A 22,200-nucleotide genomic window follows, 5' to 3' on the forward strand; every position below is an offset into this window, starting at 1 on the left:
AAAAAGAAATCGATGTCGACGCAATATACAGCTGATTCGATAGAAGTCTTAAGTGGTTTGGATCCCGTTAGGCGGCGTCCGGGCATGTATACCGAAACTGATCGGCCTAATCATCTGGCGCAGGAGGTTATTGATAACTCAGTTGATGAAGCCTTAGCAGGCCATGCAAAACAAATCGATGTGATATTGCATAAAGACGGCGCGGTCTCTGTTAGTGATGATGGACGAGGAATGCCTGTCGATCTGCATCCTGAAGAGGGTGTCAGCGGTGTTGAATTGATTTTGACGCGTCTGCATGCGGGTGGGAAATTTAATAATGATAATTACAGTTATTCCGGCGGCCTTCATGGTGTCGGTGTCTCTGTCGTTAATGCATTGTCGAAATTGCTTGAAGTGCAGATTAAACGTGATGGGCAGGTCTATAAGATTGGTTTTGCCGATGGTTATAAAGTCTCCGAGCTTGAAGTCATTGATACCTGTGGCAAGCGTAATACGGGAACGACGGTTCGCTTTTTGGCTGACCCGCAATATTTTGATACGCCTAAATACAGTGTGTCTCATCTGAAACATAATTTACGTGCTAAGGCGGTGCTTTGTCCTGGTTTGAAGGTGACTTTCACTGACCAGAGCAGCGGAAAAAATGAAAAAGAAGAATGGTATTACGAAGATGGTTTAAGTGCGTATTTACGCGGTACCACACAGGTATACGACACTTTACCTGAAGAGCCATTTATCGGCTTTCTGCAAGGCGAGACAGATGCGGTTGAATGGGCGGTTCAATGGCTGCCGGAAGGCGGTGATTTGACCTGTGAAAGTTTTGTGAATCTGATCCCGACGGTTCAGGGTGGAACTCATGTAAACGGTTTTCGCACCGGATTATTGGAAGCGATGCGCGAGTTTTGTGAAATCCGCAACATACTGCCACGCGGTGTAAAGTTGACCGGTGATGATATCTGGGAGCGCTGCGCCTATATCCTGTCCGCTAAAATGCGCGATCCACAGTTTTCCGGGCAAACTAAAGAACGTCTTTCCTCGCGTTATATTGCCGCCTTTATTTCAGGCTCCGTAAAAGATGCGTTTTCATTGTGGCTTAATAGCCATGTTGAAGAGGGTGAGAAGCTCGCGGAAAGTATCATAGCGAATGCCCAGAAGCGGTTACGTTCCAGTAAAAAAGTAGTGCGTAAAAAGATCACGCAAGGGCCGGCACTGCCTGGGAAACTGGCCGATTGTGCGGGTTCAGAAACCATGCGTTCCGAGCTGTTTCTGGTGGAAGGGGATTCGGCGGGAGGTTCTGCCAAGCAGGCGCGTGATCGTCAGTTTCAGGCCATCATGCCGCTGCGAGGCAAGATCCTGAATACCTGGGAAGTCGACTCTGGCGAGATACTGTCATCACAAGAGATACACGATATTTCAGTGGCGGTGGGTGTTGATCCGGGTTCCGATAATCTGGAAGGTCTGCGCTACGGTAAAGTCTGTGTGCTGGCCGATGCCGACTCCGATGGAGCGCATATCGCTACGCTTATCTGTGCACTGTTTCTGCGTCATTTTAAACCGCTGGTGGACGCCGGGCATATCTATGTGGCGATGCCGCCGCTGTATCGTATTGATGCGGCAAAAGATGTGTTTTACGCGCTCGATGATGCGGAGAAAAATGGCATCGTTGAGCGCATTCGGGCCGAGCGAAAAAATGTAAAAATTAATGTCCAGCGATTCAAAGGTCTGGGTGAGATGAACCCTCTGCAACTCCGCGAAACGACGATGGATCCGGATACTCGCCGCCTGGTGCAGTTGACCATTGATGCTGAAGATAATACGCACGAGATGCTGGATATGCTCTTGGCGAAAAAGCGTGCCGCTGATCGTAAAAGCTGGTTAGAAAGTAAGGGGAACCTGGCTCGAGTGTAGTCAGTTTGATGGATATTAAGATATGAGCGAAGTAGTAATAGACGAGAACATTGAGCGTATACCCCTCAAGGATTTTACCGAAAAGGCTTATCTGGATTATTCCATGTACGTCATTCTGGATCGTGCTTTACCGCATATAGGCGATGGCATGAAGCCCGTACAGCGCCGTATTATTTACGCGATGTCCGAGCTGGGATTGAAAGCCAGTGCCAAGCACAAAAAATCTGCCCGTACCGTCGGTGACGTATTGGGTAAATACCACCCGCATGGTGACAGTGCCTGCTATGAAGCGATGGTGCTGATGGCGCAGCCATTCAGTTATCGCTACCCATTGATTGATGGTCAGGGGAACTGGGGTTCGCAAGATGATCCCAAATCTTTTGCGGCGATGCGTTATACCGAAGCAAAGTTGGCTAAGTATGCAGAAGTGTTACTCCAAGAGGTTAATCAGGGAACTGTAGACTGGCTGCCTAACTTTGATGGAACCATGGTTGAGCCAACCGTATTACCGGCGCGTTTGCCTAATATTCTGCTTAACGGCGGGAGCGGTATTGCGGTCGGAATGGCGACGGATATTCCACCGCACAATCTGCGCGAAGTAACCTCGGCCTGTATTCATTTGCTGGACAACCCGAAAGCGGATATTGCTGAGCTCTGTACCTTTATTCCTGCACCAGACATGCCTACCGATGCTGAAATTATATCGTCGCGTGCAGACCTGCTGAAACTCTACGAAACCGGTAAGGGTTCGGTGCGGATGCGCGCTATCTATACGATGGAACAAGGCGATATCATTATCACTGCGCTACCGTATCAGGTGTCGGGTGACAAAATTCTCGAGCAAATTGCACAACAGATGCAACAGAAAAAGTTGCCGATGGTAGCTGATCTGCGGGATGAGTCTGATCATGAAAATCCTACGCGGTTGGTGATTATGCCGCGTTCCAACCGTATCGATGTAGATCAGTTAATGGCGCATCTGTTCGCGTCCACCGATCTGGAAAAGACCTATCGCGTGAATATGAACATGATAGGTGTGGATGGTCGTCCGCATGTAAAAAACCTGCGTACAATTCTGACCGAGTGGCTTGGCTGGCGGACAGGCGTGGTACGTAGTCGCCTTGAACACCGCTTGGCGAAAGTGCTGGATCGCTTGCATATCCTTGAAGCTCTGATGATCGCCTACCTCAATATTGATGAGGTCATCGCGATTATTCGTTATGAAGACGAGCCTAAGCAGGAATTGATGAAGCGGTTTAGCCTGAGTGAGACTCAGGCGGATGCCATTCTTGATCTTAAACTGCGGCATTTGGCCAAGCTCGAAGAATTTAAAATTCAATCTGAACAAGATGAATTAGAGGCTGAACGTAAGCGTCTGGAGCAAATATTAGGTTCAGATCAGCGTATGCGTACTCTGATTAAAAAAGAACTTAAAGACGATATGGAAACGTATGGCGATGCACGTCGCTCGCCGATTGTAGAGCGTCAGGAAGCGCAGGCGTTTAGCGAAAAAGATTTATTGTCCTCGGATCCGGTTACCTCGGTTGTTTCCAAGCAAGGTTGGATTCGTGCGGCTAAGGGTCATGATATTGATGGTGCGGGTCTGAGTTACAAAACAGGTGATGGATTCAAACTGGCGTGCGCCGGGCGTATGAATCAACCGCTGATTCTATTAGATTCGACGGGCCGCAGTTATACGGTCGAACCACATACGTTGCCAACAGCGAGAGGCCAGGGTGAGCCGATTACCGGTCGTATTACTATGCCTAAAGGTGCAACTATTGATGCGGCTGTCTCAGGCAAAGATAGCGACAAAATATTGTTGGCTTCGGATGCAGGCTATGGATTCGTCACCTCTATTGCGGACCTTTCCAGCAAAACTAAGAATGGTAAAGCTGCATTAACCTTGCCAAAAAATGCTCAGGTACTTGAGCCAATCAAGATTGAAGACATGGAGAATGCGCTGTTGGCAGCCATTACCAGTGAAGGGCGTTTGCTGGTGTTCCCTGTTGCTGAATTACCTGCGTTGGCGCGGGGCAAAGGTAATAAAATCATTAACATTCCTTCGGTGCGTGCAGCAACGCGTGAGGAAGTCGTGTGCGATATAGTTGTGCTGATGCCAGGAGCTACTCTGCAAGTGCATGCGGGTCGCCAGCATCTTAAGTTAAAGCCGGCTGATCTTGATCATTATCGGGGTGAGCGCGGTCGACGTGGTAATAAACTACCGCGTGGATATCAGCGGGTTGATCGATTAGAAGTGATGAGTGAAAAGTCTGAAACAGTCGATCCGTAATCAGCTGTTTTATGGTGTGGAGGTATCTTTAGCAGGCTTACTAAGCAGGTGGGTTGCCTGTTTGGTAAGCAGGGCCTGATAAGACGGTGTTAGCGAGAGTATTAATATCTTGTCTTCATCTTCCCGGCGCAGATCAGCACTGGATAGCAGTGTTGATTTGAGTTGGCTGGCTTCGGTCAGTGCGGTATGACTAATCAACTCATTGGTCTGCGTGGTCCGTGTCAGAAATAACGCTTCTTCTTTAATCAGACTAAATTTATTTCGATTACCGCGCACAATGGCCATGTGTAAATTAAGCACAGGCTTAAATGCTTTGATGCGTGCCTGATTAAATGCCCGGTAAAGCAGCGTGAATAATTTTGCTGCACACAGTGCATGAACGCCATGACCATCATCGGCATCCTGATCGTCAAAGAAAAGCTGCAGATCACCACTTGCGTCAATCGTAACGGTGCCACCATAAATGCTGGCCACTTTCTGAATTAGTTGTTCATAGGTTTGTAGCAGGTGGTTATGTTCTTCAGGTTCTACATAATCTGCGTGGCCGGTAGTAGCATCAATGTAGAATAAGTAAGCGGCTTCCTGTGGTTGTAACGTAAGTTCTAGCTGGTGACCTAAGCTATAGAGATCAAGCTGCTCTTCTGTGTGTTCATATTTGCGCAGAGGGTTAGGCTTCCCGGGTGACGGTTGTGATTCCTTTTGCTTATGTTCTTTAAGCTCTTCAAGCTCAAAATCAGCTTCAGGATTTTTACGTGGCACATCATCGTCTTCTTGTTGCATCGGTGTTGGAATAAAGTGAGGCATGCGCAATGTAGCGTCGGGTCTTAGTAGTTCGACCAGTTCGCTGTTATCCAGAATTTCATCTGTTAAGGTCGTTTGCATAACAGGCAAATTGGGCGGTGTGCTAAAAGGTGCTGATTTAATAAAGGTATTATTGTCTGTAGTGTTAAGTAAAGGTGGCTGGGCAGTCATTTGTTGAAGTGTTTGTTCGAAGCTTTTTGATTGCGTGCTTCCTGTGTCTGAGCTTTGATTAACAGTGCTTTGATCAGCAGCACTCTGTTCAACAAAAGTCTGCTCGAATGAAAGGTCGTCTGTGTTGCGGCTATCTTCTTCCGGTTGAGATGATCTCGCGGCCAGTTGTTTTAATGCCAGCCATAAGGTGATGAGTGTCGCCAGTAAGGTGATAGTCGACAGGATAGCCACTTGCCATAGTAAACCGGTTAGCATTTGCAGCTGTGATTGATGGCCGATATAGAGTGTTAATGTCCCTGTGGGTGTTTGCTGGTTTCCGAGAATGACTTGTTGTTCTGTACCGCTCTCTATGCCTGCCCGGGCGATCAGTTGTGAACGTTTATTGAAGACGGCGGCGCCGTTCACTTGCTGAGCTTCAGTCAGGCTGTTGAGGAAGAAATTCAGACTGATAATATCTTCTGCCAGAATATAAGGCTGGATAGTTAGGGCCGCTTGGCGGGCCGTGTGTCTTGCCGTTTTGATGGCTTCCGTTTTGGCAATACTGTCCGCCGCAAAATAAAGATAAGACGCGCTAATAACCAAGCCTGATATCATGACTAACGCGGTGGCGAATATCAGACGGAAGTGCGGTTTCTTTATAAGGAATTGCATTTTGCAGTTATTTATCCGTTAAAGGTTATTTTCCATTTAAATGTTGGCTGATGATACCAGTTAGTAGTCTTTCTGGTCACTCATATAAAGCAGTTCATGACCCGGGATTGATAGCATTGTATAATTATGGGTCACGTGAATGCGCAAGGGTAAGTGATGAACGTTGAATTATATATGAACACATTAGGGCAAAAAGCCAGAGATGCCTCTCGGTTGGTTGCGCGTGCAGATACTGGCGTCAAAAATAAAGCATTGTTAGCGATGGTTGCCGCACTGGATAGTAGCCGTGCCACGCTGGTTGAAGCCAATAAAAAAGATTTGGCACATGGTCGTGAAAATGGCCTCGATGCCGCCATGCTGGATCGTCTTGAGCTTAATGATAGTACGATTGATGGCATGATCGAAGGGCTCAGGCAGGTGGTGGCACTTCCTGATCCGGTAGGCGGCATCACGGATATGAATTATCGCCCTTCTGGTATTCAAGTAGGTAAAATGCGTGTGCCCTTGGGTGTAATCGGTATTATTTATGAATCCAGACCCAATGTGACGGTTGAAGCGGCCAGTCTGTGTCTTAAGTCGGGTAATGCCACTATTTTACGCGGCGGATCTGAAGCGATTCATTCTAATCAGGCTATTGCTGCCTGTATCCGGGTAGGATTAAAAGCAGCGGGGCTTCCTGCTGAAGCGGTTCAGGTTGTAGAAACAACTGACCGCGAAGCGGTAGGGCAGTTGATTACTATGCCTGAATTTATTGATGTGATTGTGCCTCGCGGCGGTAAAGGGTTGATCGAGCGTATCAGTCGTGACGCTAAAGTACCTGTGATTAAGCATCTGGATGGTATCTGTCATGTTTATATCGATGAACAGGCAGACAGAGCTAAAGCGGTTAATATTGCACTGAATGCTAAAACACATCGTTACGGCACCTGTAATACGATGGAAACCTTGTTGATCCATATCGCGATTGCCGCAGATATTCTGGGTGATCTGGTTGAACGGTATCAGGCGGCAGGCGTTGAGCTGCGCGGTTGTGCAAGGACATGTGCCTTGGTGCCTGCAATGATTAATGCGACGGAGGATGATTGGTCAACTGAATACCTTGCTCCGGTGTTGTCGATCAAAATTGTTGACGATATTGATGCCGCAATGTCGCATATTAATCGCTATGGTTCTCATCATACCGATGCAATTGTCACAGAAAACTATACACTGTCGCGCCGTTTTCTGCGTGAGGTGGACTCGAGCTCTGTGATCGTGAATGCATCGACTCGTTTTGCTGACGGATTTGAGTATGGCCTGGGTGCTGAAATTGGTATATCCACGGACAAAATTCATGCGCGTGGGCCGGTAGGTCTGGAAGGGCTGACATCGCAGAAATACGTGGTGTTAGGTGATGGTCATACCCGTAAATAAGCTCATTAACAAAGCACATGTGTTTATGGGTGGGACGTTTGATCCTATCCATTATGGGCACTTGAGAACAGCGCTGGAAATACAGCAGTGGCTGGACGTTGAATCTGTTTATCTGATGCCGGCTAATGTGCCTGTGCATCGGGAAACACCCGGTTCTACTTCTGCTGCGCGTCTGGCTATGATTGAGCGGGCGATTAGTGGTGAAAATACGCTCCGGTGCGATCCTCGTGAAATTCTGTCTGACCGACCGTCTTTCACGATTTACACATTGGAAGCGTTGCGTAAGGAACTCGGTTCAGAAATTCCGGTCTGTATGGTTATAGGCATGGATTCTTTTTTGACGCTGGATCAGTGGTATCGATTTGATGAATATCTTTCGAAGTGCCACATTATTGTTGCGGCAAGACCGGGTTACCACTTTAAACCGAACCAGAAACTACAGCAGTTGTTGACAGAGCATCAGGTAAGCGAGAAAAGTGATGTGCTGACACAAGCTGCAGGTGGGATTCTGCTTCATGAGCTGACACCGTTGAGTATTTCAGCAACGCACATTCGTGAATTGCTGTCCAACGGACTGTCGCCAAGGTATCTATTGCCGGATTCGGTCTGGGATTATATACAGCAAAATAAACTCTATGGTTCAAATGAAGGGTAATTAATTGTCGATGCAAACTGAACAACTTATTGAAATTGTACGTGGTGCGCTTGAAGATGTGAAAGCACGTGACATCGAGGTGATCGATGTACGAGGTAAATCAAGTATTACGAGTTATATGGTGGTTGCTTCAGGAACGTCTAAGCGACATGTGGTATCACTGGCGCATGCGGTGTCTGATAAAGTGAAAGAGGTAGGTATTCAGCCACTGGGTACTGAAGGTCAGACAGACGGTGAATGGGTGTTGGTAGATCTTGGTGAGGTTGTTGTGCATGTCTTAATGCCTGATGCCCGAAGCTATTATGATCTTGAGCATTTATGGCGCTTTGATTCACGCGAAGACGCAACGTCTGAAGCCGCACTTGAAACCGGATCTGACACTAAGGTAAGCGGGTAGCTCTGATGAAAATACGTTTGCTGGCTGTGGGCGGTAAAATGCCTGACTGGGTAACAACTGGTTTCCATGAATACAGCAAACGTTTGCCTCATGAAATGACACTGGAGTTGGTCGAACTGGCTCTGGGTCACCGGGGTAAAGGTGCCGACATGGCACGCGCCATCCGTCAGGAAGGTGATGCAATGTTGGCGGCTATTCCCAAAGGAGACCGTGTCATCGCGCTGGAAGTTAAAGGTCGTTCATGGTCAACAGAACAATTGGCTGATCAGGTGAGTGAGTGGCAGATGGATGGCCGCAATATCTCTTTGTTAGTCGGCGGGCCAGATGGTCTTGATGCCAGGTGTGTTGCTTTAGCGGATCAGAAATGGTCCTTATCCGGACTCACGCTTCCCCATCCTCTAGTGCGCGTTATTCTTGCAGAGCAAGTTTATCGGGCCTGGACAATCATTCAGGGTCACCCGTATCACAAGTAGTTATGTCTCGATTTGAACAATTAAAAGACCATTCTCAAGAAAATCGGACGTTTGTTTTCCGGGTTGTTCTTGCCTTCTGTATTGTGCTGCTATTGATAGGCGTCCTGTTAGGTCGGCTCTATTATCTGCAGGTTGTACAATATGACCGCTATGCTGCTATGTCTGATAACAACCGTATCCAGTTACAACCTGTTGCACCCACTCGTGGTCTGATTTATGACACACATGGCGTATTACTGGCGGAGAACCGGCCCAGCTATAGCGTCACGATTCTCAAAGAAGAAGTCGGTAAACAGTTGGACTCTACCTTGAGTGAACTGCAAAAAATCATTGAAATCAGTGGTAAAGACATTGAGCAGTTTAAAAAACGCTTGAAGCTACGTCGCAGACCTTATGAAACCGTGCCGGTAAGGTTTCGATTAACAGAAGAAGAAATTGCTAAACTTGCTGTCAATTATCATCGTTTGCCGGGTGTGCAGGTAGAAGCCGATTTAATACGCCACTACCCCTATGGAGAAAGTTTGGTCCATGCGATGGGGTATGTCGGGCGGATTAATATAAAAGAACTCCAACAGGCCGATCCTAAAGAATATGCAGGTACGAATTACATTGGAAAGCTAGGCATTGAAAAATTCTACGAACCGATGTTGCATGGTTCAGTGGGGATGCAAAAAGTTGAAACGAATGCTCGGGGCCGCGTGATGCGTGTGCTTGAGCGGACTGACCCGGTGCCTGGCCAGAATCTACAGTTATATATTGATCTTAGATTACAGCAAATTACTGAAAAGCTACTACAGGGAGAAAAAGCCTCTATAGTGGCCATTGATCCGGCGACGGGGGGGATTCTGGCGTTGGTCTCGACGCCCGGTTATGACCCTAATCTTTTTGTGACCGGTATATCTACCGCTAATTATTCGGCATTACGTGATTCCCCAGACCTGCCGCTGTTTAACCGTGCCGTACGTGGTCGTTACCCGCCGGGCTCAACGATTAAACCCGTGAATGCATTAGCGGCCATCGATTCTGAGACAGTATTGCCTACCCATACTGTCTGGGATCCGGGCTTTTATACGCTGACTCGTGGCGGGCGAAGGTACCATGACTGGAAGCGAGGCGGGCACGGTAAAGTTAATATGCACCTTGCTTTAGAGCAATCTTGTGATGTCTGGTTTTATGATGTTGGCTATCGGATGGGTGTCGATCCTATGTCGGATTATTTAGGGCGCTTTGGTTTTGGTCAGGTAACCAGTCTTGATTTGCCTGAGGCGCTTGCCGGTATTCTTCCCTCTCGGGAATGGAAGCGTAAAACACGTAACTTGCCCTGGTATCCGGGTGATTCATTGAATTTGAGTATCGGACAGGGCTTTTTCCTGACAACGCCGCTACAGTTGGCAACAGCGGCAACAGTACTGGCTAACCGTGGTAAATGGGTACAACCCAAACTTCTGAAAGGTGTGCGTGACGTTGATGAAGATGGTTTTTTGCGTCTTGCTATGCCTGATATTCCGAATGCGCGTCCTTACCCTGAAGATGTAAAACTTAAACACCCTAAGTACTGGGAAACCATTATTGAAAGCATGGTTGCAGTCGTGCATGGGGAGCGCGGTACTGCGCGTAGAATTGGAAAAGATGCGGCCTATAAAATTGCCGGGAAAAGCGGTACTGCACAGGTCATCGGCATAAAGCAGGATGAGCGTTATGATGCTGATAAGCTGGACAAGCGTTTCCATGACCATGCGCTGTTTTTAGCGTTCGCACCAGCAGATAAACCACGCATTGCTTTGGCCGTCATTGTCGAGAACGGTGGTGGCGGTTCCAGTGTTGCTGCGCCGTTAGCGCGACAGGTGATGGATGCCTATTTGTTAGGAATAGACCCCACCGCGGACAAAGTAGTTGCTAGTGGAACAGATGCTCATGAATAATCGTGATTTTGAACGTTCATTGCCAGAGGCAGGGCATCATCTGCGGCGCAAAAAGGGATGGTGGAGCTATACACATCTGGATGCCTGGATGTTGTTTTTTTTGTTTTTACTTTCTGCTTTCGGTTTATTTGTGCTTTATAGCGCGTCCGGACAGGATGTAGATTACGTGTTGAGGCAGGCTGTTCGTATTGGCGCAGGTTTTGTCGTGCTGATCATACTTGCTCAGTTTACACCGCGTTTATTGGCTCGATGGGCACCGTGGGTGTATGCCGCTGGTGTGGTTTTATTGGTTGCCGTCATACTTTTTGGTGTTGGGGCAAAAGGGGCTCAACGTTGGATTGCCTTACCCGGATTTCGCTTTCAGCCGGCTGAAGTCATGAAGCTTATTTTGCCGCTTATGGTGGCCTGCTATCTTGCAGGGCGATCTCTGCCGCCTAGTTTTAAGCACTGCTTTATTAGTTTGCTGCTTATTGGCGTGCCAACCGTATTGATTATGAAACAGCCGGATCTGGGGACCTCTCTGCTGATTGCTGCTTCGGGTGTCTTTGTTCTGCTGTTTTCAGGTATTCGCTGGCACTATATTATGGGTGCTCTTGCTGTTGCTGGCGCCGCATTACCTGGTTTATGGATGGTAATGAAGGACTATCAGCGGCAACGAGTGCTGACTTTTCTTGATCCTGAAAGTGATCCTTTAGGTGCTGGATGGAATATTATTCAATCGAAAACAGCGATAGGTTCAGGTGGTATCTGGGGTAAAGGCTGGTTAAGTGGAACTCAGTCGCAATTAGACTTTCTACCAGAGTCACATACCGATTTTATTATCGCAGTGATTGCTGAAGAATTGGGTCTTATAGGAATCAGTATCCTATTAGTGATGTATATTCTTATTATCGGCCGCGGCTTATGGATGGCCACGCGCGTATCAGATTGCTTCGGTAAATTGGTTGCAGCTAGTATTGTGCTCACGTTTTTTGTGTATGTTTTTGTAAATATAGGCATGGTAAGTGGCTTGTTACCTGTGGTGGGCGTGCCATTGCCGTTTGTGAGTTACGGAGGAACATCGGTCGTTACCCTGATGGCGGGTTTTGGTATTCTGATGTCGGTTTATAGTCACAAACAGATGACGTTGAGATAGGGCTGGAAATGAGAAATAATTTTACAAAATGTATTGGATTTTTGTGTGTATTGTTAATCAGTAATGGTGTTCATGCGGCAGATTCCAAAGGCTATAGTGAGCACCCTGAAGCGGAAAAATGGTTGCTCAGAATGGCGTCCGAAGATTTCTCGACAACTTATCTCAGATCAGTTCTGGAAGATGCTAAAAAGCAGGACTCTATACTGGCCGCGATGAACAGACCCGCAGAGAAACGTCTGGACTGGGGTGGTTATCGCCAGATTTTTTTACAGTCTAAGCGGATTCACAGAGGCGTTGATTTCTGGCAAGAGCATGCAGAAACGTTAGCGCGAGCAGCGCAGGTTTATGGCGTACCGGCAGAAGTGATTGTTGCGATTATTGGCATAGAAACCCATTATGGACGTAACACGGGAAGCTACCGTGCGCTGGATGCACTGGCAACGCTGGGTTTTGACTATCCCAGGCGTGCTGATTTTTTTCAAGAGCAACTAAAAGATTTGCTGGTGCTGGCGCGTAATGAAAAGCTCAATGTAGCGGATTTGAAAAGTTCGTACGCCGGTGCGATGGGGTATGGTCAATTTATACCCTCTAGCTTCCTTGCTTATGCTGTAGATTTTGATGGTGATGGCGACAAAGATCTATGGAACAGCCCGGTGGATGCTATTGGTAGTGTTGCGAATTATTTTTTAGTACATGGCTGGCAGCACAATGGTGAAGTAGTTGTTTCGGTAACACTTGAAGGTACGTTGCCTGAAGAGCAAATTAACACAGGAGAAGAGCCAGTACGCCCGTTATCTGAGTGGCAGGCTTTAGGAGTTAATGTTAATTTGCATAATAGAGGGAATGTAGCTGCTGTTTTATTGCGAATGAAAGACCAGGATAAAGCATCATACTGGCTTGGATTGAATAATTATTATGTCATTACCCGTTATAATCGCAGTCGTCTTTATGCGATGGCAGTGCATGAACTAAGTCAGGCTATCGCGGCTGAAAAAAATGCTGCAAATAGCCCGATAAAAAAGGTTAACGCAGAATGAAATTTATAATCTTGTCACTTTCTGTTATCGCTCTACTTCTTAGCGGTTGCGCAAGCAATAAAAATGGAAGTAGTCGTTACAGTATTAAAAATGATCATGGTCCTTCTTCCCCGGTTGATGTGTCGAAGATTCCGGATGCCGTCCCGAAAGTTGAACCCAGAAGCCGTGGTGGTAATAAAAGCCTCTATGAGGTTTTTGGTAAACAGTATGCTGTGCTGGATGCGTCTGATGGGTATCGGGAGCGTGGTGGGGCGTCATGGTACGGGAATAAATTTCATGGCCATCTGACATCGAACGGTGAAACGTACGATATGTATGAAATGAGTGCGGCGCACAAGTCTTTGCCTCTCCCCACCTATGTTAAAGTAACCAATCTGGCCAACGGTAGGCAGGTAATCGTCAGGGTTAATGATCGAGGTCCCTTTCATTCAGGCCGGATTATTGATTTATCTTATGCCGCGGCTTCAAAACTGGGTATGTTGCAACATGGAACGGCAAGGGTTGAAGTTGAAGCAATTAACCCCATTACCTGGAACGCATCACAAACAGTGATAGCCGTAGGGCAACAGAATAGTGCATTGACGGCCGGCAGTTATTTGCAGGTAGGTGCTTACTCAGCAGAAGTATCGGCGAATAGAGTGGCGAATCAACTAGGCGACGATTTTATCATGTCTGCATATGTGAATAATGTAGAGCGTGAGAGTGGTAAGTTTTACAGGGTTTTATTAGGGCCTGTATCTGACCGTTTTGAAGTAGATAATGTGATTGAACAATTAACCCAAAGAGGGTTTATGGGAGCGCATCTGGTAGATTTTCCATAAAGTAATTAAATAAAACAGATAAATCACCCCTATAATACGCAGGTGAGTAGAACTAAATCTTTTGATCAACGTCTACTTACAAATATCTTTAACAGACCTATTCAGGAATTTACTGTGCAAAGACTGAAAACAGCCTTTTTGACTTTTCTATTCCTTATGCTTGCAGCGAACTCTCTGCAGGCCGCAACAACACTGATACCTTCGGCTCCGCAAGTTTCCGCAACGGCTTACTTGGTCATGGATTCAGATACCGGTAAAGTGGTGCTGTCCGATAAAGCGGATGAGCGTTTTGCGCCGGCAAGCCTGACAAAAATGATGACCAGTTATATTGTTGAATATGAACTGGGTAAGGGTAATATCGGTAAAGATGATCTGGTGTTGGTGAGCGAGAAGGCTTGGCGCACGCCAGGTTCAAGAATGTTCATCAAAGAAGGTACACAGGTTAAGCTGGACGATCTTTTAAAAGGCATTATTATTCAGTCAGGAAACGATGCTTCTGTTGCTGTTGCCGAGCATATTGCAGGTAGTGAATCAGCTTTTGCTGATTTAATGAATCAGCATGCTAAATTGCTGGGGATGAATAATTCACATTTCAATAATGCGACAGGTTTGCCGTCAGAGGGACATTTCTCGACAGCAGAGGATTTAGCGATCCTGGCAAAAACGATTATTCAGAGGTTTCCTGAACATTATGGAATCTACTCTGAAAAATATTTCACCTATAATAATATTCGCCAACCTAATCGTAACAAGTTGCTGTGGCGCGATCATACGGTAGACGGTATGAAAACCGGCCATACTGAGGAAGCGGGTTATTGTTTGGTTGCTTCCGCTAAGCGTGATGGCATGCGCCTGATTTCGGTGGTGATGGGGACTAACAGTGAAGAAGCACGAGCGCAGGAAAGTCAGAAAATACTGGCGTATGCTTTTCGTTACTTTCGCACCCATAAACTTTATGGTTCTGATGAAATCCTGAACACGGCCAAAGTATGGGGTGGGCTTCAGGATGAAGTTAGTCTGGGGTTAAATGAAGCACTGGCTGTCACTATTCCTCGCGGCCAGGCCGACCAGTTAGAAGCAACTCTGGATATTGATAAAGTAATAAAAGCACCCGTTGTGAAGGGGCAAGAATACGGTAAAGTGCGTGTTACATTGAACGGAGAAGAGGTCGCGAGTGTGCCTTTAGTGGCGATGCAAGATGTTGCTGAAGGAGGGCTGCTCAAGAAAATATGGCATACCATAATGCTATTCTTCATAGGCTTGATTAGCTGATAAAGCCTTCTCGGTTCAGCTTTTATAAACTGAGCTCTTATTAATTGCGTTTTATAAATTACGCTTTTTAAATTGAGTGTTTTCAGGAACCTGCATTATCCAATGCGGGTTTCTGCGTTTTGGTGATCATGGATACAGTGTACTTAAACGGGCAGTATCTGCCTGCTGACCAGGCAAAAGTTTCAGTGTTTGATCGGGGCTTTCTGTTCGGTGACAGCGTCTACGAAGTGATTCCTTTTTATCAGGGAATAGGTTTCAGGCTGGCTGAGCATTTGCAACGTCTGGAACATAGTCTGCGAGCATTACGCATAGAAATGAATCAAGACTGGACGCCAATATTGACCCGTCTAGTTGAGTTAAATGGTGGTGGTAACGTCTCCGTTTATCTGCAGGTTACCCGTGGTAGCGCCGGTAAACGTGTTCATGTTATTGAGCCAGATATTGTGCCGACGGTGTTTGCCTGTTGTCAGTCAATCCGCGATATTTATCAAGAGGGAATTGATAAGGTCGTAGGGATCAAAGTTATCGTCACGGCTGACTTACGTTGGCATCGGTGTGATATTAAGTCGACCTGCCTATTGCCTAACATACTGGTACTTCAGCAAGCGAAAGAATCAGGTGCTCAGGAAGCTATTCTGCAACGTGATGGCGCGTTAACCGAAGGTGCCAGTTGCAACTTTTTTATAGTAGAGCAGGGTGTGATTTATACACCTCCTATAGGCACGGAAATTTTAAGTGGTACAACTCGGGCGTTGATTCTTGAGTTGGCAGATCAACATGGAATACCTCGCCAGGAAGCAGAAATTGATTATCAGCGTCTGATTCATGCTGATGAGGTCTGGATTTCCAGTTCAACAAGAGCCATTGTGCCTGTTCTTCAGGTGGACGATTATGTTGTAGGTGATGGACAAAAAGGTCCGCTCTGGCAGCGTATGTTTGAAATTTTTACGCGCTATCAACATCAGTTGATGACGGGGGAGTAATGATGAGTGAAGTGAAGCCACCAAAAATAGAATTTCCCTGCCCGGATTATCCGGTCAAGGTTGTCGGCAAAAATACTGAAGATTTTCAGGACTTTGTGGTCGAAGTGATGTTATTGCATGTACCTGATCTGGATGTGAGCCGGATTACCATTCGGGACAGTAAAAAAGGTACTTATCGATCAGTCAGAATGCTTATTACTGCCACCGGCGAGGATCAGCTAAAAAGTTTGCACGAACAGCTGATTGCCTCCGACCGGGTGCATATAGTTCTGTAATGGGTTTGCATCATAAACTCATTATCCGCACCTTGGGAATTCAGCCATACGAGCCGGTCTGGCAAAAAATGCAGGCCTTCACGGATCAGCGAGGTCCAGAAACGGCTGATGAAATATGGGTGTTGCAGCATGAGCCAGTTTTTACACAAGGACAGGCGGGTAAAGCTGAGCATCTGTTAGTAACCGGTGACATTCCCGTGGTGCAGGTGGATCGCGGCGGGCAGGTTACCTATCATGGCCCTGGCCAGCTGGTTATTTATCTATTGCTGGATATTCGCAGAAATAAGCTCGGCGTTCGTGACGTCGTTACGTTAATGGAAACTGGTATAATTGCAACGCTGCAACATTATGGCGTTGAGGCATATGCAAAGCCAGATGCGCCAGGTGTATATGTCGATAATGCTAAAATTGCTTCATTAGGCTTAAGAGTCAGAAAAGGCTGTACCTTTCATGGCTTAGCGCTGAATTTAGATATGGATCTTGAACCGTTTCTTAGAATAAACCCTTGCGGATATGCCGGTATGGCAATGACGCAACTCTGTTCGCTGGTGCCGGATGCCGATCCGCAACAGGCGAGCGAATGGCTGCTAAATTACCTGACTACAGAAATAGGTTATAATTTGATATCTCATCTGACGTCCCTTGACTCATAATAATATAGCGAACAGTTCCAATAAAGCCTGCAAGTGAGGTGTCTTATCTGGCGGCACCGATCTTCCATTCCTTCTGGTTGACAGCCTCTCTTCTTGACTTACAGCATGATCTCTCGCTTTAAGTTTCCTATCTCTTTTATTTTTAATCACTGCCTATTACTTCTTTAGTATGGATTTGCTAATATCGTTATATTAGATATTTCTTATGTTATGTGGTTCCTAGATAGTTCTTATAGAGAGGTGTTATGTCTGTTACTAAAACCGTGCGCGTTGAAGCGAAAATGGATGCGTCGTTTCGGGTTGAATCCGATATTCGTGGTCATAAAGTTATTATAGATCAGCCGGTTGCGGGTGGTGGTAGTGATGAGGGTCCAACACCGCTGGAATATTTTCTTTTCTCTTTAGCGGGTTGTGTGGCTACGATTGGTCGTGTTGCAGCAAAGCAGAAGAAGATCGAACTGCGAGAGTTTTCTGTATCAGTCGAAGGTGATTATGATCCGGCAGGGTTGTTAGGTAAGCCTTCTGAAAACCGATCAGGTTTTCAGATTTTCAGAATAACGGCAGAGATTGATGCCGATTTATCGGCTGCTGAAAAACAGGAATTTTTGGATGAAGTGTGTGAGCGTTGCCCGTTACACGATAATATTAAATTAGCGACGGTGGTGGTACATACTCTCGCAGAGTAAGTACGCTGTATTTATTGATGCTAGTTTGAGCTGCTTTTTTGTATAGAAGTGCTTCTCTGAATAGCCACGACATATTCGGCAATTGCATCTGCTTGTTCGGCAGATAATTGATCGAACATAGGCATGTTATGACCCATGTCGTAACCATACTTGATCATCAGTACGATTTCGTGGCTGGCCAGCTTTTGGCGGTCAGGCGGGAGGTATTCATACATCGCGCCTACGCCGTTTTTAATGTGACACTGCATGCAATAGTAGCTATAAAGCTCATTACCCTCTTCTAACTTCAGAGGGTTTTTCTCAGAACATCCAGTGGCGATTATAGTGCTGATAAATAAGAGTAAACAGAGCTGCTTGCCATACATCATCGCATGCTACATCCAGATTTTTTACGGCAGGAATTTCAAGAGAACGCTGTGAGTTGCAGACGTTTACCTGAAAGCGTAATAGCAATATCGGATAACATCAACCAAGGTGAGCCCGTACCCATTCCCTTGATAACTTTATCTAGCTGCTGGCTAATGTTAAGCAGTTCTTCGAGTGTATTGATACTCAGGCGGTCAGCGCAACGTCGCAGGGTTTGCTTACGTTTGCCCCAGATACGTTCTTTCTGACAGATAGTTTCATAAAGTAAACCGCGATCTAAGCCTTGGCGTATAGCGTACAAGGTGCGTATCTCTCGCGTTAGCGCCCATAGTACAATCGGTGGTTCCGTGCCTTCCTGTCGTAAAACATTCAGGATTTTGATACAGCGTTCGCTCTGTCCTAATGCAATAGCATCCATTAAAGCATAGACATCATAGCGTGAGTTATCAGAGACAGCCTCGATTATCTGTTCAGCTGTCAAAACTCCTGAGGGGTAGAGCAGATGGAGCTTGTCCAGCTCTTGTTTGGCTGCGAGTAGGTTGCCTTCAACACGATCACACAAAAGTTGAGTCGCCGCATCATCCAATTGCATATTCTTGCTGGCGGCCCTGTGCCGGATCCAGCCCGCCAGTTGATTAATATCAACCGGCCAAATTTCAATAAACACGCCTTTTTGTTCAATCGATTTATGCCATGCGGATTTCTTGGCGGCCGCATCAAGCTTATCAGCAATGATCAATAGAATATTTTCAGGCGGTGCGTGCGCTATATATTCCTGAATTATATCGCTCGCCGCTTTGTTGATTTTGTGGCTGCCTAAGCGTATCTCGATTAACTTTTGCTCAGCAAACAGAGACAATGCATTAGCGCATTCAAGCAGGTATTCCCACTTGAACTGACCTTCAACATGCAGTACTTCACGCTCGCTAAAACCTTTTTGGCGAAAAGCGCTACGTAGTTGATCACAACATTCAGCACTCAGTAGTGGCTCATCCCCCGAGACCAGATAGACCGGGGCATGAGGCTGCTGCAGATGTCCTGTGAGCTGTTCAGGTGTGAGTTTCATTACTCGCTAACCCTTACCACTAACGTGTTTGGGCTACGTATTGGCGTACAATACGTTCTGCGATTGATCCCCACATCTCTTCACGAATCTCTTTTTCTAAAGAGTAGCTGGCGGTAGCCGCATTGGCATTGTAGTCATAAATGCGTTCAGTGCGAGCAACTAACGGGCCGGAGATCGATTCACCTTTGCCATTAAGCACTTCAAACTTAACCAGCAGCAGTAACTCGTATTCATCAACATTGGCGTCGCTATCCAGCGTAATGGAACGACGATTTTCCAGAACCTGAGTGATCGCTAATTGATAAGGTGCCGCTGCCTGTAAAGTGATATCTTGTTGTCTAAGCGTTCTTTTAAGGGCTTGCTCAAACGGTAAAGACGTACCGCTTTTTAAAACCAGCGTTACGAGTCTGGCCGATTCCGGAATATCCATAGCGCCGCGTAATTTAAAACCGCAGCCAGACACCAAAACAGCGGCCAGAGTGAAACACACAAATCTATTTAAAAAACGGTAGAGGGTCATTTTCTTAATTAACTCCTTTTAGCCCACAATTATTTAGCCAGCCGATTTTAACCAGCTTATTTAACCTACAACAATGTTGACCAGTTTTCCGGGAACGACAATCTTTTTACGGATAGCTTTGCCCACTAAAAATTTCTGCACATTCTCGATCGACAGAGCGGTATGCAAAATAGTGTCTTGTTCCGCATCAGCCGCGACTTCAATTTTAGCCCGTACTTTACCGTTCACCTGAACAACCATCTCAATAGATGAGCGCACCAATGCTGATTCATCGCAGATAGGCCACGGATAATTGAGCAGGTCTGTTGTATGCCCAAGCTCGCTCCACAATTGATGTGTTACGTGCGGAACAATAGGTGCTAATAGTTGAATGGCTGCTTGTAATGCTTCGCGCATAACTGCACGGCCCTGATCGCTGGCATCAACAAATTTGCTGATACTGTTCAGCAGTTCCATGACAGCCGCAATCGCCGTATTGAAAGTCTGGCGGCGTTCAATATCATCAGAAACCTTTTTAATGGTTTCGTGGACTTTAAGACGCAGGTCTTTCTGTGGCTTGGTTAGTGCGCTCGTGTCCAGAGCAACAACACTCTGCCCGGCTTGAAGATGGTCATGAACATGCTTCCATAAACGACGCAGGAAGCGGTGAGCACCTTCCACACCAGAATCAGACCATTCCAGAGATTGCTCTGGAGGTGCTGCAAACATCATAAACAAACGCACCGTATCCGCACCGTACTTATCAATCATGACTTGCGGGTCGATGCCGTTGTTTTTTGACTTAGACATTTTAGTAACGCCTGCCTGTAATACCGGCAATCCGTCATCTTTGTGCGTGGCGCTGATAATGCGGCCTTTGTCGTCTGTTTCCGTGACAACATCGGTCGGCGCGATCCAGACTTTGCCGCCATTCTCTTCTTCGCGGTAGTAGGTGTTGGCCAATACCATTCCCTGACACAGCAGGCGAGTGAATGGCTCATCGGAATTAACCAAACCTTCGTCACGCATCAGCTTGTGGAAGAAACGGGAATACAGAAGATGCAGAATCGCGTGCTCAATACCACCGACATACTGATCTACCGGTAGCCAGTAGTTAGCTTTTTCGGGATCCAGCATGGCATTATCGCTAGAGCGACTCGCGTAACGGGCATAATACCAACTCGATTCCATGAAGGTGTCGAAGGTGTCTGTTTCGCGTTCTGCAGGACCGCCGCAAGAAGGGCAGGAGGTATTAATGAAGCTGTCCATCTTTTTGATAGGAGAACCAGTGCCATCGAACTCTACGTTTTCAGGCAGCACAACGGGTAGCTGATCTTCCGGTACAGGTACGGGACCACAGCTGACGCAGTTGATAACGGGAATGGGTGTTCCCCAATAACGCTGACGTGAAACACCCCAATCGCGCAGGCGGTAGTTAATGGTTACCTTGCCTTTACGCTGGCGTTCAAGTTGGCTTGAGATTGCTTTAAACGCAACATCAAATTCCAGATCATCAAAATCACCCGAATTGATCAATACGCCTTTATCAGTGAAGGCTTCTTTTTCGATATCGACATGAACATCTTTATTCGTAGAAGCAATCACTTGCTTGATCTGCAAACCGTATTTCTTAGCAAAATCCCAGTCACGTTGGTCATGCGCCGGAACTGCCATTACGGCGCCCGAGCCGTAATCCATCAAGACAAAGTTAGCCGTCCAGACAGGTACCTGTTCACCGGTTAACGGATGGGTGGCGGTAATGCCCAGCGCCATGCCGCGTTTTTCCATGGTCGCCATATCGGCTTCAGCCATTTTGATGTTTTTGCATTCATCAATAAACTGAGTCAGCGCCGGGTTAGATTCGGCCGCTTTCAGTGCCAATGGATGTTGTGTCGCAACAGCAACATACGTCACACCCATCAGAGTATCCGGGCGGGTGGTAAATACTTCCAGATCAGAGCCGTCTTCAACGTGGAACGCAAGCTCAACACCTTGAGAGCGGCCAATCCAGTTACGTTGCTGCGTGATGACCTGCTCTGGCCAGTCGGTCAGCTTATCCAGATCATCAACGAGTTGATCAGCATAATCAGTAATTTTGAGGAACCACTGTGGGATCTTCTTACGCTCGACCAATGCACCAGAGCGCCAGCCGCGACCATCAATCACCTGCTCGTTAGCCAGAACGGTCATGTCGACCGGATCCCAGTTCACTTCGGCTTCTTTCTTATAAACCAGCCCTTTTGCCATCAAACGGGTAAAGAACCATTGTTCCCAACGGTAATATTCCGGATGACAAGTAGCCAGTTCGCGGTTCCAGTCATAACCAAAACCCATCAGCTTCAACTGATCACGCATATAACTAACGTTTTCATAGGTCCACTTGGCAGGCGGAACATTGTTCTTCATCGCCGCATTTTCAGCCGGAAGACCAAATGCATCCCAACCCATTGGTTGCAGCACATTTTTGCCCTGCATCCGCTGGTAACGAGAGATCACATCACCGATAGTGTAGTTGCGAACATGCCCCATGTGCAGACGGCCGCTGGGGTAAGGAAACATGGAAAGACAGTAAAATTTTTCTTTACTGCTGTCTTCCGTGCAAATGAAGCTATCATTATCTTCCCAGTACTGTTGAGTCTGGGTTTCAATCTTTTGCGGTTCGTATTGTTCGTTCATAGTAGTATCGTGTCGGATCTCTAACAAAAAACCGCTTATATTGATGCCGG

Annotated in this window: 20 protein-coding genes; 15 read left to right on the plus strand and 5 right to left on the minus strand. The window is 46.7% G+C overall.

What is annotated here, in order from left to right:
- The first annotated feature begins 12 nt into the window (after window positions 1-12).
- Both parE and parC read left to right on the plus strand, forming a co-directional pair.
- The gene (gene parE / locus Nant_RS17255) at window positions 13-1,905 is read left to right on the plus strand and encodes a DNA topoisomerase IV subunit B (RefSeq protein WP_054342878.1); all 1,893 of its coding nucleotides are present in this window, start codon (window positions 13-15) and stop codon (window positions 1,903-1,905) included.
- Between the two features lie 22 nt (window positions 1,906-1,927).
- Window positions 1,928-4,198, plus strand: coding sequence for a DNA topoisomerase IV subunit A (gene parC / locus Nant_RS17260; RefSeq protein ID WP_054342879.1), 2,271 nt, complete (start codon window positions 1,928-1,930; stop codon window positions 4,196-4,198).
- Window positions 4,199-4,207: 9 nt separating this feature from the next.
- Here parC and Nant_RS17265 read toward each other — a convergent pair whose 3' ends face one another.
- Window positions 4,208-5,821 carry a hypothetical protein gene (locus tag Nant_RS17265; RefSeq protein WP_054342880.1) on the minus strand — a complete coding sequence of 538 codons (1,614 nt, stop codon included), beginning with the start codon at window positions 5,819-5,821 and terminating at the stop codon, window positions 4,208-4,210.
- Between the two features lie 156 nt (window positions 5,822-5,977).
- On the opposite strand from Nant_RS17265, the gene Nant_RS17270 reads away from it, so the two are divergent.
- From Nant_RS17270 to Nant_RS17330, 13 genes are all read left to right on the plus strand, one after another.
- Entirely contained in the window at window positions 5,978-7,234 is a 1,257-nt protein-coding gene (locus tag Nant_RS17270; protein WP_054342881.1) for a glutamate-5-semialdehyde dehydrogenase, read from the plus strand.
- Window positions 7,215-7,889: a nicotinate-nucleotide adenylyltransferase gene (gene nadD / locus Nant_RS17275; protein ID WP_076495902.1), complete on the plus strand. Its 675-nt coding sequence runs from the start codon at window positions 7,215-7,217 to the stop codon at window positions 7,887-7,889. The genes Nant_RS17270 and nadD overlap by 20 nt, the downstream gene beginning before the upstream one ends.
- Before the next feature lie 10 nt (window positions 7,890-7,899).
- Entirely contained in the window at window positions 7,900-8,286 is a 387-nt protein-coding gene (rsfS, locus tag Nant_RS17280; protein ID WP_054342882.1) for a ribosome silencing factor, read from the plus strand.
- Window positions 8,287-8,291: 5 nt separating this feature from the next.
- Window positions 8,292-8,759 (plus strand): 23S rRNA (pseudouridine(1915)-N(3))-methyltransferase RlmH, encoded by a 468-nt coding sequence (gene rlmH, locus Nant_RS17285; protein WP_054342883.1) that lies wholly within the window; start codon window positions 8,292-8,294, stop codon window positions 8,757-8,759.
- 2 nt (window positions 8,760-8,761) lie between these two features.
- On the plus strand, window positions 8,762-10,681 hold the full coding sequence (gene mrdA, locus Nant_RS17290; RefSeq protein WP_054342884.1) for a penicillin-binding protein 2: 1,920 nt from the start codon (window positions 8,762-8,764) through the stop codon (window positions 10,679-10,681).
- Window positions 10,674-11,816: a rod shape-determining protein RodA gene (gene rodA / locus Nant_RS17295; protein ID WP_054342885.1), complete on the plus strand. Its 1,143-nt coding sequence runs from the start codon at window positions 10,674-10,676 to the stop codon at window positions 11,814-11,816. Before mrdA ends, rodA begins: the two co-directional genes overlap by 8 nt.
- An 8-nt stretch (window positions 11,817-11,824) precedes the next feature.
- On the plus strand, window positions 11,825-12,853 hold the full coding sequence (gene mltB, locus Nant_RS17300; protein WP_054342886.1) for a lytic murein transglycosylase B: 1,029 nt from the start codon (window positions 11,825-11,827) through the stop codon (window positions 12,851-12,853).
- Window positions 12,850-13,674 carry a septal ring lytic transglycosylase RlpA family protein gene (locus Nant_RS17305; protein ID WP_054342887.1) on the plus strand — a complete coding sequence of 275 codons (825 nt, stop codon included), beginning with the start codon at window positions 12,850-12,852 and terminating at the stop codon, window positions 13,672-13,674. The genes mltB and Nant_RS17305 overlap by 4 nt, the downstream gene beginning before the upstream one ends.
- A 156-nt stretch (window positions 13,675-13,830) precedes the next feature.
- Complete coding sequence (locus tag Nant_RS17310) at window positions 13,831-14,946, plus strand: D-alanyl-D-alanine carboxypeptidase family protein (RefSeq protein ID WP_054343276.1); 1,116 nt, start codon at window positions 13,831-13,833, stop codon at window positions 14,944-14,946.
- A 128-nt stretch (window positions 14,947-15,074) separates the two neighbouring features.
- Window positions 15,075-15,929 (plus strand): D-amino acid aminotransferase, encoded by an 855-nt coding sequence (locus Nant_RS17315; protein ID WP_054343277.1) that lies wholly within the window; start codon window positions 15,075-15,077, stop codon window positions 15,927-15,929.
- A complete protein-coding gene (locus Nant_RS17320) occupies window positions 15,929-16,204 on the plus strand; it encodes a YbeD family protein (protein ID WP_238377180.1) in 276 nt (91 codons plus the stop codon). Before Nant_RS17315 ends, Nant_RS17320 begins: the two co-directional genes overlap by 1 nt.
- Window positions 16,204-16,857, plus strand: a complete 654-nt coding sequence (gene lipB / locus Nant_RS17325; RefSeq protein WP_054342889.1) for a lipoyl(octanoyl) transferase LipB — start codon at window positions 16,204-16,206, stop codon at window positions 16,855-16,857. The genes Nant_RS17320 and lipB overlap by 1 nt, the downstream gene beginning before the upstream one ends.
- Window positions 16,858-17,102: 245 nt before the next feature.
- Window positions 17,103-17,543, plus strand: coding sequence for an OsmC family protein (locus Nant_RS17330; protein WP_054342890.1), 441 nt, complete (start codon window positions 17,103-17,105; stop codon window positions 17,541-17,543).
- Between the two features lie 20 nt (window positions 17,544-17,563).
- On the opposite strand, the gene Nant_RS17335 is transcribed toward Nant_RS17330, so the two are convergent.
- From Nant_RS17335 to leuS, 4 genes are read right to left on the minus strand one after another with little or no spacing between them, the layout of a single operon-like run.
- Complete coding sequence (locus tag Nant_RS17335) at window positions 17,564-17,911, minus strand: c-type cytochrome (RefSeq protein WP_054342891.1); 348 nt, start codon at window positions 17,909-17,911, stop codon at window positions 17,564-17,566.
- A gap of 35 nt (window positions 17,912-17,946) precedes the next feature.
- Window positions 17,947-18,975 (minus strand): DNA polymerase III subunit delta, encoded by a 1,029-nt coding sequence (gene holA, locus Nant_RS17340; protein WP_054342892.1) that lies wholly within the window; start codon window positions 18,973-18,975, stop codon window positions 17,947-17,949.
- Between the two features lie 19 nt (window positions 18,976-18,994).
- Window positions 18,995-19,495, minus strand: a complete 501-nt coding sequence (locus Nant_RS17345) for an LPS-assembly lipoprotein LptE (protein WP_054342893.1) — start codon at window positions 19,493-19,495, stop codon at window positions 18,995-18,997.
- Window positions 19,496-19,555: 60 nt separating this feature from the next.
- Entirely contained in the window at window positions 19,556-22,150 is a 2,595-nt protein-coding gene (leuS, locus tag Nant_RS17350) for a leucine--tRNA ligase (RefSeq protein WP_054342894.1), read from the minus strand.
- Window positions 22,151-22,200 lie beyond the last annotated feature (50 nt).

This window comes from Neptunomonas antarctica, assembly GCF_001305295.1.
Lineage (GTDB): Bacteria > Pseudomonadota > Gammaproteobacteria > Pseudomonadales > Balneatricaceae > Neptunomonas > Neptunomonas antarctica.